The 15,402-nt window shown below is 61.4% G+C and carries 15 protein-coding genes; 4 read left to right on the plus strand and 11 right to left on the minus strand.

Annotation, left to right across the window (positions count from 1 at the left end; all coding sequences use genetic code 11):
• Positions 1–120 precede the first annotated feature (120 nt).
• Genes ACR0EZ_RS14495 through ACR0EZ_RS14510 form a run of 4 tightly spaced genes read left to right on the plus strand, consistent with a single transcriptional unit; the run spans position 121 to position 3,026 of the window.
• Positions 121–798: a cell division ATP-binding protein FtsE gene (locus tag ACR0EZ_RS14495; protein ID WP_480614181.1), complete on the plus strand. Its 678-nt coding sequence runs from the start codon at positions 121–123 to the stop codon at positions 796–798.
• Positions 795–1,694: a cell division protein FtsX gene (locus ACR0EZ_RS14500; protein WP_480614183.1), complete on the plus strand. Its 900-nt coding sequence runs from the start codon at positions 795–797 to the stop codon at positions 1,692–1,694. Before ACR0EZ_RS14495 ends, ACR0EZ_RS14500 begins: the two co-directional genes overlap by 4 nt.
• Positions 1,694–2,434, plus strand: coding sequence for a lysophospholipid acyltransferase family protein (locus tag ACR0EZ_RS14505; protein WP_480614185.1), 741 nt, complete (start codon positions 1,694–1,696; stop codon positions 2,432–2,434). Before ACR0EZ_RS14500 ends, ACR0EZ_RS14505 begins: the two co-directional genes overlap by 1 nt.
• Positions 2,421–3,026 (plus strand): pyridoxamine 5'-phosphate oxidase family protein, encoded by a 606-nt coding sequence (locus ACR0EZ_RS14510; protein WP_480614187.1) that lies wholly within the window; start codon positions 2,421–2,423, stop codon positions 3,024–3,026. Before ACR0EZ_RS14505 ends, ACR0EZ_RS14510 begins: the two co-directional genes overlap by 14 nt.
• A 151-nt stretch (positions 3,027–3,177) precedes the next feature.
• Here the strand turns inward: ACR0EZ_RS14510 and lpdA are convergent, their stop codons facing one another.
• From lpdA to mdh, 11 genes are all read right to left on the minus strand, one after another.
• The gene (gene lpdA / locus ACR0EZ_RS14515; protein WP_480614189.1) at positions 3,178–4,566 is read right to left on the minus strand and encodes a dihydrolipoyl dehydrogenase; all 1,389 of its coding nucleotides are present in this window, start codon (positions 4,564–4,566) and stop codon (positions 3,178–3,180) included.
• Positions 4,567–4,638: 72 nt separating this feature from the next.
• The gene (locus ACR0EZ_RS14520) at positions 4,639–4,908 is read right to left on the minus strand and encodes a hypothetical protein (protein ID WP_480614191.1); all 270 of its coding nucleotides are present in this window, start codon (positions 4,906–4,908) and stop codon (positions 4,639–4,641) included.
• Between the two features lie 2 nt (positions 4,909–4,910).
• On the minus strand, positions 4,911–6,437 hold the full coding sequence (odhB, locus tag ACR0EZ_RS14525; RefSeq protein ID WP_480614193.1) for a 2-oxoglutarate dehydrogenase complex dihydrolipoyllysine-residue succinyltransferase: 1,527 nt from the start codon (positions 6,435–6,437) through the stop codon (positions 4,911–4,913).
• Positions 6,438–6,439: 2 nt separating this feature from the next.
• Positions 6,440–9,397 (minus strand): 2-oxoglutarate dehydrogenase E1 component, encoded by a 2,958-nt coding sequence (locus tag ACR0EZ_RS14530; protein ID WP_480614195.1) that lies wholly within the window; start codon positions 9,395–9,397, stop codon positions 6,440–6,442.
• Complete coding sequence (locus ACR0EZ_RS14535) at positions 9,394–9,936, minus strand: DUF805 domain-containing protein (protein ID WP_480614197.1); 543 nt, start codon at positions 9,934–9,936, stop codon at positions 9,394–9,396. Before ACR0EZ_RS14535 ends, ACR0EZ_RS14530 begins: the two co-directional genes overlap by 4 nt.
• A gap of 9 nt (positions 9,937–9,945) precedes the next feature.
• Entirely contained in the window at positions 9,946–10,569 is a 624-nt protein-coding gene (locus ACR0EZ_RS14540; protein WP_480614199.1) for a hypothetical protein, read from the minus strand.
• Positions 10,570–10,756: 187 nt separating this feature from the next.
• Entirely contained in the window at positions 10,757–11,638 is an 882-nt protein-coding gene (gene sucD / locus ACR0EZ_RS14545) for a succinate--CoA ligase subunit alpha (RefSeq protein WP_170544616.1), read from the minus strand.
• Between the two features lie 20 nt (positions 11,639–11,658).
• Positions 11,659–12,180, minus strand: a complete 522-nt coding sequence (locus ACR0EZ_RS14550; protein ID WP_480614201.1) for a hypothetical protein — start codon at positions 12,178–12,180, stop codon at positions 11,659–11,661.
• Positions 12,180–12,713 carry a hypothetical protein gene (locus ACR0EZ_RS14555; RefSeq protein ID WP_480614203.1) on the minus strand — a complete coding sequence of 178 codons (534 nt, stop codon included), beginning with the start codon at positions 12,711–12,713 and terminating at the stop codon, positions 12,180–12,182. Before ACR0EZ_RS14555 ends, ACR0EZ_RS14550 begins: the two co-directional genes overlap by 1 nt.
• An 80-nt stretch (positions 12,714–12,793) precedes the next feature.
• Positions 12,794–13,987, minus strand: coding sequence for an ADP-forming succinate--CoA ligase subunit beta (gene sucC / locus ACR0EZ_RS14560; RefSeq protein WP_480614205.1), 1,194 nt, complete (start codon positions 13,985–13,987; stop codon positions 12,794–12,796).
• Positions 13,988–14,296: 309 nt separating this feature from the next.
• Positions 14,297–15,259 carry a malate dehydrogenase gene (gene mdh, locus ACR0EZ_RS14565; RefSeq protein ID WP_480614207.1) on the minus strand — a complete coding sequence of 321 codons (963 nt, stop codon included), beginning with the start codon at positions 15,257–15,259 and terminating at the stop codon, positions 14,297–14,299.
• Between the last annotated feature and the right edge of the window lie 143 nt (positions 15,260–15,402).

The raw sequence follows: 15,402 nt of genomic DNA on the forward strand, positions 1-15,402 counted from the left end.
CCAACAGCAAAGGGCGTTTTCGGTTTCACGGGCCAACTGTCACCAATTCGACCCGGTGCAGGCATTGAAACCACAATCGCGCTCGGGCAAGAAGAGCGGCAAAAGAACCTGGGGGTACCTGTGATCGAGCTGGAAAATGTCAGCTACACCTATGGCGGTGGCGAATTGCTGAGCGATGTCTCGGTGCATTTGCAGCCCGGATCTTTCCATTTTCTGACCGGGCCGTCGGGGGCGGGCAAAACGACGCTGCTGAAACTGTGCTACGGCGCGTTGTTGCCGACCTCGGGGCGGCTGAGCGCGTTTGATCAGGATATCTCGGCGCTGGATCGGGATCAGATGGCGCTGCTGCGCCGCCGGATCGGCGTGGTGCATCAGGATTGCCAGTTTCTGGATCACATGACGCTGGCGGAAAACGTCGCCCTGCCGCTGATGGTGTCGGGCCGTGCCGAATCCACCGAACAGGACAACCTGACCGAATTGCTGAACTGGGTCGGGCTGGGCGCGCGTCTGGAGGCCCGCCCGCCGGAACTGTCAGGCGGTGAACGTCAGCGCGCGGCGCTGGCGCGGGCGGTGATCCTGTCGCCCGATGTGGTGCTGGCGGATGAACCCACCGGCAACGTGGATTGGGAGATGTCGCAACGCCTGCTGCGCCTGCTGATCGAGCTCAACCGGATGGGCAAGACGGTTTTGATCGCGACCCATGACCTGAGCCTGATCCGGGCGGCCAAAAGCCAGGTTCAGGCCCGCGTCCTGCGCATCTCGCAGCGGAGGCTGCAACTGGCGGGGGCTGATTTATGAGCAAGGGCGACATCCGCAACCTGCTGCACCGCGACAAGCGCGCCGACCGGGTGGTGCCACCTACCGGGTACACCGCGCATCTGACCCTGTTCGTGTCCGGCGCGATGGCATTTCTGGCCGTTTTCGCGCTGGCCTTGTCCCTTGCGTCAGGCCGGATAGCAGACAGGTGGGCGACCGAATTGGCCGGGGCCGCGACCTTGCGGATCAACGCCCCCGCCGAACAGCTTGCCGCCCAGACCGAGGCCGCGCTGACGGTGCTGGGCCAGACACCGGGCGTCGCATCCGCCCGCGCCCTGACAGCCGACGAACAGGCGGCGCTGCTGTCGCCATGGTTCGGGCCGGACCTGCCGCTGGACACGCTGCCCATCCCGCAACTGATCGAGATTGTCGAAGGCGAGCCAGGTCTGGACGCCGCCGGTCTGCGCCTGCGTCTGGGGGCCGAGGTGCCGGGCGCGGTGCTGGATGATCACACCCGCTGGCGCGAACCCTTGGTCGAGGCCGCCATGTCGCTGCGACGGCTGGGCTGGATTTCGATTCTGCTGATCGGCGGCGCCACGGCGGCGATGATCACGCTTGCCGCCAATGCCTCGCTTGCCGCCAACGCCCAGATTATCGAGGTGCTGCGTCAGGTCGGCGCGCGGGACCGGTTCATAGCCGGGGCCTTTGTCCGGCGCTTTACCTACAGGGCCTTGTTTGGGGCCGCCGTGGGGACGCTGTTGGGCATGACCGGGGTTCTGCTGCTGCCCGAAGCCTCGGACGCTGGCGGCTTCCTGTCGGGGGTCGGCTTTCAGGGCGGTGACTGGGCCTTGCCGGTCTTCATCCCCTTGCTGGGTGCATTCGTCGCGTTCTTCGCCACATGGAACGCCGCGCGCCGGAAACTGAAGGAGCTTTCGTGATGCTTATGGCGGTTCAATGGGTGCGCTCGCTGATCTTCATGATCACGATCTATGTCTGGATGCTGATCCTTGGTATCGTGTTCCTGCCCTATGCGGTGTTTTCCAAACGCGGCGCTCTGGCGGCCTGCAAGACCTATGCGCGCACCACGATCTGGCTGGCGCGCTGGATGGTCGGGATCCGCTGCGAGGTCCGTGGAACCGTTCCCACAACCGAGGTTGTGGTCGGGGCAAAACACCAGTCCTTTCTGGATATCATCATCATTTTCGACGCGATTCCGCACGGCAAGTTCATCATGAAACGGGAATTGCTTTGGACCCCGGTCATCGGCATGTATGCCCGCCGTCTGGGCTGTATCCCGGTCAATCGCGGCAAAAAGGGCGCGGCGGTGGCCAAGATGGTCAAGGACGTGGCCAAAGAGTTCACCGAGCCCGGGCAACTGGTGATCTACCCGCAAGGCACGCGGGTCGCGCCGGGGGCGCAGAAACCCTACAAGGTCGGCACTGCGGTTCTGTACGAAGGCCTCGGCTTTCCCTGCGTGCCGGTCGCCACGAATGCGGGCGTTTTCTGGCCGCGCACCGGTATCCTGCGGAAGCCGGGGCTGGCGATTGTCGATTTCCTCGGCCCGATCGAGCCGGGCGTGGGGCGGGACGCGTTCCTCGGGCGGCTTGAGACGGTTATCGAGACACGTTCAAACGAATTGATGCGCGAAGTGGGGTTTGATCCGGATGGAGTTCATTGAAGACATCGCAACGCTTGAGGCTTTGTATGGCACGCCCGGCGCACCATCCCTGCGCAAAGTGGCCCACCGGCTGACGCCGCTTTATCGCAAATGGATCATGACCTCGCGCCTGTGCATTCTCAGCACCGTCGGACCGGAAGGCGTTGACGGAAGTCCGCGCGGAGATGATGGCCCGGCAGTGCTGGAGCTTGATCCCGGAACGCTGGCGATGCCGGACTGGCGCGGCAACAACCGCCTGGACAGCCTGCGCAACATCGTGCGCGACCCGCGCGTGTCGCTGATGTTTCTTGTGCCCGGCTCGAACAATGTGGTGCGCGTCAACGGCGCGGCGCGCCTGACGGCGGATGAAACCCTGCGTACCCGGTTCGAAAAACACGGCAAACGCCCGGCCACGGTGATCGTTATCCAGGTCGCCGAGGTTTACACCCAATGCGCCCGCGCCCTGATGCGCGCGCAGATGTGGAACGGTGCACATGATGCCGAGGGGCTGCCAAGCGCCGGGGAAATTCTGGCCGAGATGACCTCTGGCGAGGAAGGCGGAGCCCGCTACGATCAGGAATGGGGCCCGCGCGTCGCAAAGACGATGTGGTAGAAAAGGGGGCTCTGCCCCCGCCGCGGCAAGCCGCGACTCCCCCGGGATACTTTTGGGACAGATGAAGCAGGGAATCCGCTCTTCATCTGGCTCCAAATATCCCGGAGCGCGAGGCAGAGCCTCGCATCCCGAACTCTCAACCGTTGCAGGTTTACGAGTGGATCGGACCGTCGCCGCAAGCAAGCGCCGCTTCGCGCACGGCTTCGGAATAGGTCGGGTGGGCGTGGCAGGTCAGGGCCAGATCCTCGGCTGAGGCACCGAATTCCATCGCAACGCAGACCTCGTGGATCAGGTCGCCAGCGGCGGGGCCGATGATGTGGGCGCCGAGGATGCGGTCGGTTTCCTTGTCAGCCAGGACTTTAACAAAACCGTCGGCTGCGAAATTCGCCTTGGCGCGGCCATTGCCCATGAACATGAATTTGCCGACTTTATAGGCGCGGCCCTGTTCCTTCAGCGTGGCCTCGGTTTCGCCGACATTTGCGACTTCGGGCCAGGTGTATATCACGCCGGGGATAACGCCGTAGTTCACATGGCCATGCTTGCCTGCGACCTGTTCGGCGGCGGCCATGCCTTCGTCTTCGGCCTTGTGGGCCAGCATCGGGCCTTCGGTCACGTCGCCGATGGCATAGATGCCTGGCACATTGGTCTGCCAGTCTGCCCCGACCTTGATCTGGCCGCGCGGGGTCATCTCGACCCCCAGTGCTTCGAGCCCCAGACCATTGGAATACGGTTTGCGACCGGTGGCGACCAGTACCGTATCAGCGTCGATCACATGCTCGCTGTCGTCCTTGAGCAGCTTGTAGGTGACCTTGGCCTTGGTCTTGGTGGCTTCAGTCTTTTGCACCGCCGCGCCCATGACAAAGCTCAGGCCCTGTTTCTTCAGGATGCGCTGGAAGGTTTTCTGCACCTCGGGGTCCATGCCCGGCGTGATTTCCTTGAGGAATTCGATCACCGTCACCTCGGCCCCCAAACGGCTGTAGACCGAGCCAAGTTCCAGCCCGATTACCCCGGCGCCGATCACCACCATCTTCTTCGGGATCTTGCCCAGTGACAGCGCGCCGGTCGAGGTCACAACGACCTTTTCATCCACGGTCACGCCCGGCAGCGCCGACGGCTCGGACCCCGATGCGATGATGATGTTCTTGGCCTCGTGCACCTCATCGCCCACCTTGACCTGACCGGCGGCGGGGATCGAGCCCCAGCCTTTCAGCCAGTCGATCTTGTTCTTCTTGAACAGGAACTCGATGCCCTTGGTGTTGCCCTCAATGACCTCGTCCTTGTAGGCCTGCATCTGCTTCCAATCGACCGAAGGGCTTTTGCCCTTCAGGCCCATCTTGGCAAAGTTATGCTCGGCCTCGTGCAACTGATGGCTGGCGTGCAGCAGCGCCTTGGACGGGATGCAGCCCACGTTCAGGCAGGTGCCGCCCAGCGTCTCGCGCCCTTCGACCACGGCGGTCTTCAGACCCAGTTGAGCGCAGCGGATCGCGCAGACATAGCCGCCGGGTCCGGCGCCGATTACGATGACGTCATAGTTTGCCATTACATTCTCCTAAATCGACCGGGTGACCCGGCGCTTCCCCGACCCGATTTGGCAGGTCAGGAATATGTTTTGTCAAACCGGCTCCAGCAGCTTGATCGAGATATGGGCGATGCCGCCGCGTTCGTGGTGCATCGCCAGCTCCTCGGAGCCGAAAAAGGCCCGGGCCTTATCCAGATCGACAACCTCGAACATCGCAATCGCATGGTCGCGCTGATCGGGGTCGCGCCACACATGCAGGTCGCGGATGCCCGCGGCCTTGCGCATCGGTTGGTCCTCGCGGAACACTTTCAGCCAGGCGTCGAAATCGGCCACATCGGCCTGCCAGAGTACATGAGTCGCCATGATTACAAATCCATCAGCAGGCGGCGCGGGTCTTCCAGCGCCTCTTTCACGCGGACAAGGAACGTCACCGCGCCTTTGCCGTCGACGATCCGGTGGTCATAGGACAGCGCCAGATACATCATTGGGCGGATCTTGATCTCACCATTGATGACCATCGGGCGGTCCTGAATCTTGTGCATGCCCAGAATGCCCGATTGCGGCGGGTTCAGAATCGGCGAGGACATCAGCGAGCCATAGACGCCGCCGTTCGAAATGGTGAAGGTGCCGCCTTGCATTTCTGCCATCGACAGCTTGCCGTCGCGGGCGCGTTTGCCTTTCTCGGCAATGGCTTTTTCGATGGCGGCGAAGGACATCGAATCCGCATCGCGGATCACCGGCACCACCAGACCCTGAGGCGTACCGGCGGCCACGCCCATATGGACGAAATTCTTGTAGACGATGTCGGTGCCGTCGATCTCGGCATTGACTTCGGGAACCTCTTTCAGCGCGTGGCAGCAGGCTTTGGTGAAGAAGGACATGAAGCCCAGACGCACGCCATGCTTCTTCTCGAACTGGTCCTTGTACTGGTTGCGCAGGGCCATCACCTCGGTCATGTCCACCTCGTTGAAGGTGGTCAGGATCGCGGCGGTGTTCTGCGCATCCTTCAGGCGCTTGGCGATGGTCTGGCGCAGACGGGTCATGCGCACGCGTTCCTCGCGCGAGGCATCCTCGGCGGCAACAGGTGCGCGTGGGGTTTGGGCAGCGGGGGCGGGCGCAGCCGCCGCAGGCCCAGAAGAAACAGGTGCGGCAGAAGCCGCTGCCGCAACGGCATTCGCCACGTCTTCTTTCATGATGCGGCCATCGCGGCCTGTGCCGGTGACCTGATCGGCGGACAAACCTGCCTCGGCCATTGCCTTATCAGCCGAGGGCGCATTTGCGATATCCTTGCCGCTTGTGGCTGCTGCCGGAGCCGCCGCAGGGGCTGCCGCCGGCGCTGCTGCCGCACCTGCCGCCGAACCGGATATCACCGCCAGCTTGGCCGTTGCCTCCACGGTTGCGCCTTCCGGGGCGACGATCTCGGCCAGAACTCCCGCTGCCGGGGAAGGAACCTCGACCGAGACCTTGTCGGTTTCCAGCTCACACAGCATCTCGTCCTGCGCGACGGCATCGCCGACCTGTTTGAACCATGTGGAAACGGTGGCTTCGGTGACGGATTCGCCCAGCGTTGGGACCATCACGTCAACGCTGCCGCCGGATGCCGCCGGAGCCGCCGCAGGGGCTGGGGCCGCTGCGGGCGCGGGGGCTGCGCCTTCGCCTGCCGCGATGGTCGCCAGCAGCGCGTCGACGCCAACTGTCTCACCTTCGGCGGCCACGATCTCACCCATCACGCCAGCCGCCGGAGAGGGAACCTCGACCGTGACCTTGTCAGTCTCCAACTCACAGAGCATTTCATCCACTGCCACGGCGTCACCGGGTTTCTTGAACCAGGTTGCAACCGTGGCTTCGGTGACGGATTCGCCCAGCGTGGGAACACGAACTTCAATGGACATCATTACTTTCCTTCAATGCTCAGCGCTTCGTTCACCAGCGCTTCTTGTTGGGCTTTGTGTTGGCTGGCCAGACCCGTCGCGGGCGAGGCCGAGGTGGCGCGGCCGACATAAACGGGCCTTGTGTGTTTGGCCTTGATGCGGGTCAGGACCCATTCGATATTCGGCTCGATAAAGGTCCAGGCCCCCTGGTTCTTGGGCTCTTCCTGACACCAGACAATCTCGGCCCCTTTGAAGCGCTCAAGCTCGTTGATCAGCGAATGCGCGGGGAAGGGGTAGTATTGCTCGATTCGCATCAGGTAGACGTCATCAATCCCGCGCGCGTCGCGTTCTTCCAGCAGGTCGTAATAGACCTTGCCCGAGCACAGGACGACCCGCTTGATCTTGTCGTCCTTGACCAGTTTGGTGTCCGAGTTTCCGTGCTGCGCGTCATCCCACAGCACCCGGTGGAAGCTGGAGCCGGTGGTGAACTGATCCGCCGTGCTGACCGCCAGCTTGTGCCGCAACAGCGATTTCGGCGTCACCAGGATCAGCGGCTTGCGGAAGGTGCGGTGCAACTGGCGGCGCAGGATGTGGAAATAGTTCGCAGGCGTCGTGCAGTTCGCCACGATCCAGTTGTCCTGACCGCACATCTGCAGGAACCGTTCCAGCCGCGCGGATGAGTGTTCCGGGCCCTGCCCTTCGAACCCGTGCGGCAGCAGGCAGACCAGACCGGACATGCGCAGCCATTTGCTTTCGCCCGAGCTGATGAACTGGTCGAACATGATCTGCGCGCCATTGGCAAAATCGCCGAACTGCGCCTCCCACAGGGTCAGGGCGTTTGGTTCCGCCAGCGAGTAGCCATATTCGAACCCCAGCACCGCATATTCCGACAGCATCGAGTCGATCACTTCGTATTTCGACTGGCCCTTGCGGATGTTGTTCAGCGGGTAGTAGCGATCCTCGGTGTCCTGATGCACAAACCCCGAGTGGCGCTGCGAGAATGTCCCGCGCGTTGCGTCCTGACCGGACAGGCGCACCGGATAGCCCTCGGTCAGCAGCGAGCCAAAGGCCAGCGCCTCACCCGTTGCCCAGTCGAAGCCTTTGCCGGAGTCGAACATCTGCTTCTTGTGGTCCAGCAGGCGGGCCACCGTCTTGTGCACCGCGATGTCGTCGGGCGCATGGGTCAGGGCGTTGCCGACCTCGGCCATGGTATCCGGCGAGATGGCGGTTTCGCCGCGCACATATTCCTCTTTGCTCTTGTCCATGTGCGACCAGCGCCCGTCCAGCCAGTCGGCCTTGTTGGGCTTGAAGTCCTTCCCGGCCTCGAACTCATCGTTCAGATGGGCCTGGAAGGCGGCTTTCATGTCTTCGATTTCGCCCTCGGGGATCAGACCGTCCTTGACCAGCCGCTCGGTATAGAGGCTCAGCGTGGTCTTATGGGTCTTGATCTTCTTGTACATGATCGGGTTGGTGAACATGGGCTCATCGCCCTCGTTATGGCCAAACCGGCGATAGCAGAAGATGTCGATGACCACGTCCTTGTGGAACTTCTGGCGGAACTCGGTCGCCACCTTGGCGGCGTGGACCACCGCCTCGGGGTCGTCGCCGTTGACGTGGAAGATCGGCGCTTCGACCATCAGCGCGATATCGGTGGGATAGGGGCTTGAGCGGCTGAAATGCGGCGCGGTGGTAAAGCCGATCTGGTTGTTGACCACGATATGCATGGTGCCGCCGGTCTTGTGGCCGCGCAGGCCGGACAGGCCGAAGCCTTCGGCCACAACGCCCTGACCGGCAAACGCCGCGTCGCCATGCAGCAGGATGCCCATCACGGCAGTGCGGTCATCATCCTTCAACTGATCCTGCTTGGCGCGGACCTTGCCCAGCACGACCGGGTTCACCGCCTCGAGGTGGCTGGGGTTCGCGGTCAGCGACAGGTGGACCGCGTTGCCGTCGAACTCGCGGTCACTGGACGCGCCCAGGTGATACTTCACATCGCCTGAGCCATCCACATCCTCGGGCTTGAAGCTGCCGCCCTGAAACTCGTTGAAGATGGCGCGGTAAGGCTTGCGCATCACGTTGGCGAGGATGTTCAGACGCCCCCGGTGCGGCATGCCGATCACGATATCCCTGATCCCCAAAGCGCCGCCGCGCTTGATGATCTGCTCCATCGCCGGGATCAGGCTTTCGCCGCCGTCCAGACCGAAGCGCTTGGTGCCCATGTATTTGACATGCAGGAATTTCTCGAATCCCTCGGCCTCGACCATCTTGTTCAGGATCGCTTTGCGGCCTTCCTTGGTAAAGGCGATTTCCTTGCCGTAACCTTCGATCCGTTCCTTCAGCCAGGCGGCCTGTTCCGGGTCCGAGATATGCATGTATTGCAGCGCAAAGGTGCCGCAATAGGTCCGTTTCACGATCTCGACGATCTGCCGCATGCTGGCGACCTGCAGCCCCAGCACGTTGTCGATGAAGATCGGGCGATCCATGTCGGCATCGGTGAACCCGTAGGTTCTGGGGTCCAACTCGGGGCTGGTGCTGGCCGCGCGCATGCCCAGCGGGTCCAGATTGGCGGCCAGATGGCCCCGGATGCGATAGGCCCGGATCAGCATGAGCGCCCGCAGACTGTCAAGCACAGCGCGCTTGATCTGGTCTTCGCTGACCTTCACGCCGGTATCCACGGCCTTTTCCTTGATCTTCTTGCCTGCCGCCTTGGCGTCGATCTCGGCCCATTCGCCGGTCAGCGCGCCGGTCAGATCATCTGCCGGCATTGGCGGCCAGTCGGTGCGCGCCCAGGATGGCCCGTCCGCCTCGCGCTGGATATCCGGCACGGCGTCGCCCATGGCCCGGAAGAACTCACCCCAGGCGGCATCGACCGCGCCCGGATCCCGCGTGTATTGGGCATAAAGCTGTTCCAGATATTCGGCATTGTGCCCCTGCATGAAGCTTGAGGCATGAAAGGCAGAGTTGGGCGAGTGTTCGGTCATTGGGCTACCTCATATGGGTTGGGACCGTATTGGTTGGTGCCTGGCTGGCTGGGGCGGGCAAGCCACCACAGAACCAGGAGGGGCGACACAAACAAGACAAGCAGTGTCGGAATGACAATGAGCAGAGTGGCACGGGTGAACAGAATGTCCAAACTGCCGCCATGCTGGAAGCTGGACGCAAGGCCGATGCCAAAGACCAGCACGGCAGCGGCCCCGACGATCAGCAGGATCGGCAGCAAGGCGTAAAGCCCGCTGCGCCCGGTATCATGCATCCGCCGCCACGCGACGGCCAGATGCGGGATGAACACGATTAGGGTCACGATGCTTTGCACCGGTTGGCGGGACGTGGCGGTGACGGACTTGACCTCATCGGTTTGCGTCTCAGAGACCTGCGTAAAGAACTGCGCATCGATGATCCCGGCGATGATGTTCCAGATCACGATGAACAGGAAAAAGAACCAGTATTCCGGCCGCGAGGCTCTCCCTGAGAAGGTGAAGAATTTCGAGAAACAGGTGCGGATGGCGTCAGAGAAGGTCATGGGGTTACCTCACTGAGGCTTAGTGGGAGAGATACTGATGACTGCCGGTGGCAGAGCATCGAAGATTTGCGGATCGAATGTTCTTCTGGATTCGGGGAGCTCGATTGTCGTCGACGAATAGAGCGTTCTGAGTGTCGGTTCGTCCATATTGGCGGCAAAGATCTTTGCGTTGCCCGCCGTTCCAAACAAGGCTGTCACGCCGTCCCGATTACTCTTTGGCATGTCCTCGGGCCATTTTTCTGCAAAACTGTCGAACTGTGTTACGGCGTCAAGGATGGTGCTGGGTCCCGCCATGATACAATTACCCTTACCTAGGCTTACGCCGAGAACTGCCAGTTGGTACTCGCCTTTGCTATATGCGGGCTGGTTCGGAGGCAGCGCAGAGTTGCCCAGAATTGAGGCGGCCATGAAGTCAGCATTTACAATCAAATAACCAAGCTGCGTGCCAAGGTCGTCGCTATTTGCCATTAGCTCGAGGGCTTCATCGCCAAAGACAGTGAAGTCCCGCGCAAACAACGACCAGAACAGCACGTTCAAACTCGTTTGCGGTGCATCACCAGCCTGCCAGCCGAGATTTTTCAACTCGTCATCAACCGCCGCAACGTTGTTTCCGAGGTCAGAACACAGGCTCAATACATCGCGGACGGTTTCCGGTTCACCGGATGCATATACGGAGCTGTACAGAGTACTTAGCGCGACGAATACTGCACCCGTCCGGCGGCACCGCCGGGCAGCGCCCGGCCGCCCCCATGGGCGGGCGCATTGCGCCCACCCGCGGCCGGGCGCTGCCCTCAGAGCTATGTCCCGGTCCTTGAACATCTTACCCAATCGCTTCCAGCACAGCCTCACCCAGCTGCGCCGGGCTTTCGGCCACGACGATACCGGCACTGCGCATGGCTTCGATCTTGTCCTCGGCACCGCCCTTACCGCCAGCGACAATCGCGCCCGCGTGGCCCATGCGGCGGCCCGGAGGGGCGGTGCGGCCTGCGATGAAGCCGGCGGTCGGCTTCTTGCGGCCCTTCTTGGCCTCATCCGCCAGGAACTGCGCGGCTTCTTCTTCGGCTGAGCCACCGATCTCACCGATCATGATGATCGAGTGGGTCTCGTCATCGGCCAGGAACCATTCCAGCACGTCGATATGCTCGGTCCCTTTGATCGGGTCGCCGCCGATGCCGACGCAGGTGGACTGGCCCAGACCCACATCGGTGGTCTGCTTGACGGCCTCATAGGTCAGCGTGCCCGAACGGGACACAACACCGACCGAGCCGCGTTTGTGGATATGGCCGGGCATGATGCCGATCTTGCAGGCATCGGGCGTGATAACACCGGGGCAGTTCGGGCCGATCAGGCGCGAGTTCGAGCCTTCCAGCGCGCGCTTCACCTTCATCATGTCCAGAACCGGGATGCCTTCGGTGATGCAGACGATCACCTCCATCTCGGCATCGATTGCTTCGAGGATCGAGTCCGCCGCGAAGGGCGGCGGAACATAGATCACGCTGGCGTTGGCTTCGGTCACATGCTTGGCCTCGTGGACCGAGTTGAACACGGGCAGGTCAAGATGGGTCATCCCGCCTTTGCCGGGGGTCACGCCGCCGACCATCTTGGTGCCATAGGCGATGGCCTGTTCGCTGTGAAATGTGCCCTGCGAGCCGGTAAAGCCCTGACAGATCACTTTGGTATTTTCGTCGATGAGGACTGCCATCTGGAATTCCTTCTTTCCTGCTAGCCGGGATAGGTCATCGAGACCTGAACTGTGCCCGGTGATTCATATCGGTGATTATTGCCAATGGTGTAGATATCGATGAGCAGCGGCAGACTGCCGCCTGAGCGGACGGACCAGCTTCCCGGACCGCGCTGTTCAACTGTTGGATAGTACTGACGGAGCGTGCTGCCCACGGTCGCTTCGACCTCGGGCTGGTTCAGCAGCCGGGTGTAGACCGTGCACAGCCCCGCAGGCCGGTTCGTCGCGTCAACCTCGGCATGGGCGGTATTCGCAGGGGCGTCAAAGTAGTGCGACTGGCCCCGACGAAGGCCGGATTGATTCACCCCGCGGTCGACCACGCGATAAGTGAAACCGGCGGCGGGAAAAGCCTGCGCCGCGCTGGCCCTGCGAAACATCACCTCGACGCACCAGTAGGTCAGGCCCAGAACATTGGCCCGCGCCGCATCGCGCATGGGGTCGTTTTGCTGCGCGAGGACGGGTTGTGCCAGAGCCAGAAGAGATATGAGCGCCAACCGTATCATCACTCGGTCTCTGGAATGAATGCGGCAGCGTAGAAGCTGAACACTTCGTCCGTGACGTTGATATCGATCGGATAGGGCAATCCGGGGAGCGCTCCGAAGACCGAATAGTGGACACCGTTTTCGCTCAGCGTGTTTCCACCTGACTTTTCGACCTGTTTGCCACCAACCATGTTAAGTTCGGGTGTTTGTTCCACCATGGCCGTCAAAGCGACGCCAATCTCTCCCGGATTGGTTGGAGGAGATCGGAATTGATTCATCTCGCAGTCGATTTGATACCCTGAAGGACCGTAGGTTATTTGAACCGCTTTCCACAGAGACAAAGCCGGGTCTTCATACACCCAGTGCAGAAGGCTACCGTCGTCGGTCGTCTGATACGTCTGGCTGATCGTATCGATCAGCTTTTTGTACTCCACCCGAGTTAGCGCAAAATAGGGGCCGCATTCCTGCAGAAAACGGCTCCATTCTTCGACAACGAAATTCTGGGCGACTGATTGTGCGTTTGCCGGGTGTGGCAGTGAAATGGTGAAACCCATTCCGATTGCGAACGCCCAAGACGTCAAGCGCGACGCCTTGTAACGACTGCACTCTCGGTCGCCTGGAATTCCGGGCGAGATCATCCCTTAACCGCCTTCACGATCTTCTCCGCACCGTCTTTCAGGTTGTCCGCTGCGATCACGTCCAGGCCCGAGGTGTTGATGATCTCTTTGCCCTTCTCGACATTGGTACCTTCCAGACGCACGACCAGCGGAACCTGCAGGCCGACCTCTTTCACAGCGGCGACGACGCCCTCGGCGATGACGTCACAGCGCATGATGCCGCCGAAGATGTTGACCAGAATGCCTTTGACGTTGGGGTCCGAGGTGATGATCTTGAACGCCTCGGTCACTTTCTCTTTGGTGGCGCCGCCGCCCACGTCGAGGAAGTTGGCGGGCTCGGCCCCATAGAGCTTGATGATGTCCATCGTCGCCATCGCCAGACCGGCGCCGTTCACCATACAGCCGATCTCACCATCCAGCGCGATGTAGTTGAGGTCGTATTTGCTGGCTTCCAGTTCCTTGGGGTCTTCCTCGGTCGTGTCGCGCAGTTCGGCGATATCGGGGTGGCGGTAGACCGCGTTGCCGTCAAAGCCGACCTTGGCGTCCAGCACTTTCAAGTCGCCGCTGTCCGATACGATCAGCGGGTTGATTTCCAGCATCTCCATATCCTTCTCGACGAAGGCGTTGTAGAGCTGGTTCATCAGCTTGACGCATTGCTTGACCTGCGCACCCTGCAGACCCAGCGAAAAGGCGATGCGGCGGCCGTGATAGGGCTGATAGCCGGTGGCGGGGTCCACCGAGAAGGACAGGATTTTCTCGGGCGTGGCGGCGGCCACCTCTTCGATATCCATGCCGCCTTCGGTCGAGCAGACAAAGGAAATCCGGCTGGTCTGGCGATCCACCAGCAGGGCCAGATACATCTCGGTCTCGATGCCCGAACCGGCCTCGATATAGATGCGGTTGACCTGCTTGCCCGCCGGGCCGGTCTGATGGGTGACCAGCGTGCGGCCCAGCATCTTCTTGGCTTCCTCGGCGGCTTCTTCCACCGATTTGGTCAGACGGACACCGCCCTTTTCACCGGCATCGCTTTCCTTGAACGACCCCTTGCCGCGCCCACCTGCGTGGATTTGCGCCTTGACGACCCACAGGGGCCCGTCCAGTTCACCGGCTGCGGTTTTGGCTTCCTCGGCGCGCAACACGGCGCGGCCGTCGGAGACCGGAGCGCCATAGCTGCGAAGAAGCGCTTTGGCCTGATATTCGTGAATGTTCATCGAAATATGTCCCGTCTGACTACGATTGATCCGTTATAGGCGTGTCTAAGGATCAAGTTTAAAGGGTTTTTTGACAGGGAAGAGGTTTTTCGCGAAGATTTTCCATATTTGTGATCACAGGTTTTTTGGGTGTGATCACAAAAGAAAATGCAGTGCTTGAAATGATTCGTGCTCTGGCTGGCCCTGCCGGAAAACACATTCAATAAAGGCGTTTGCGACGTTTGCGCCAACATTTGTGACCCGATCCGGTGGCCGCAAAAGAAAACCGGCCCAGGTTTGGGCCGGTTTGAAAATCCATGACTGAGTGCCTCAGCCCAGCGAGCTGTCGATGCCCTTGCACGCCTCGATCAGGCCTTTGACAGCGTTGACCGAGTTGTCGAAACCGGCCTGCTCTTCTTCGTTCAGCTTGATGTTGACGACCCGCTCGACACCGCCAGCGCCGATGACAGTGGGGACACCGACATACATGCCCTCAACCCCCAGCTCTCCATCGCAATAGGCGGCGCAGGGCAGAACGCGCTTCTGGTCTTTCAGATAAGCCTCGGCCATTTCGATCGCCGAAGTGGCAGGCGCATAAAAGGCAGAACCGGTTTTCAGCAGACCGACGATCTCGGCACCGCCGTCGCGGGTGCGCTGAACGATGGCGTCCAGTTTCTCCTGCGTGGTCCAGCCCATCTCGACCAGATCTGGCAGCGGGATGCCTGCAACGGTCGAATAGCGCACCGACGGTACCATCGTGTCGCCATGGCCGCCCAGAACAAAGGCGGTGACATCGCGCATCGAGACGTTGAACTCTTCCGACAGGAAATGCGCAAAACGGCCCGAGTCCAGAACGCCCGCCATGCCGCAGACCTTGTTGTGCGGCAGACCCGAGAATTCGCGCAGGGCCCAGACCATCGCGTCCAGCGGGTTGGTGATGCAGATGACAAAGGCGTCGGGTGCGTTGGCGGCGATGCCTTCGCCGACCGATTTCATGACCTTCAGGTTGATGCCCAGCAGGTCGTCGCGGCTCATGCCCGGTTTGCGCGGCACACCGGCGGTCACGATGCAGACATCGGCCCCGGCGATATCCTCATAGGACTGGGTGCCCTTCAGCTTGGCGTCAAAGCCCTCTGACGGACCGGATTCCGCAATGTCCAGCGCCTTGCCTTCCGGGGTGCCTTCGGCGATGTCGAACAGGACAACGTCACCAAGTTCTTTCATTGCTGCGAGGTGGGCGAGCGTGCCGCCGATCTGACCTGCGCCGATCAGCGCGATCTTGGGTCTGGCCATTTGGAATATCTCCGATGGGTTTTGAAATCGCGGTTTTGCTAGTCGTAAATCGGGCGCCGCGCAAGCCTGCTGCGGCGTGGCATACAACCGCATACCGTTTGCGCGACCCGCGCTGATTGCGCTAAACCGCCTGTGACACACGC

This window comes from Ruegeria sp. AK4, from assembly GCF_056541025.1.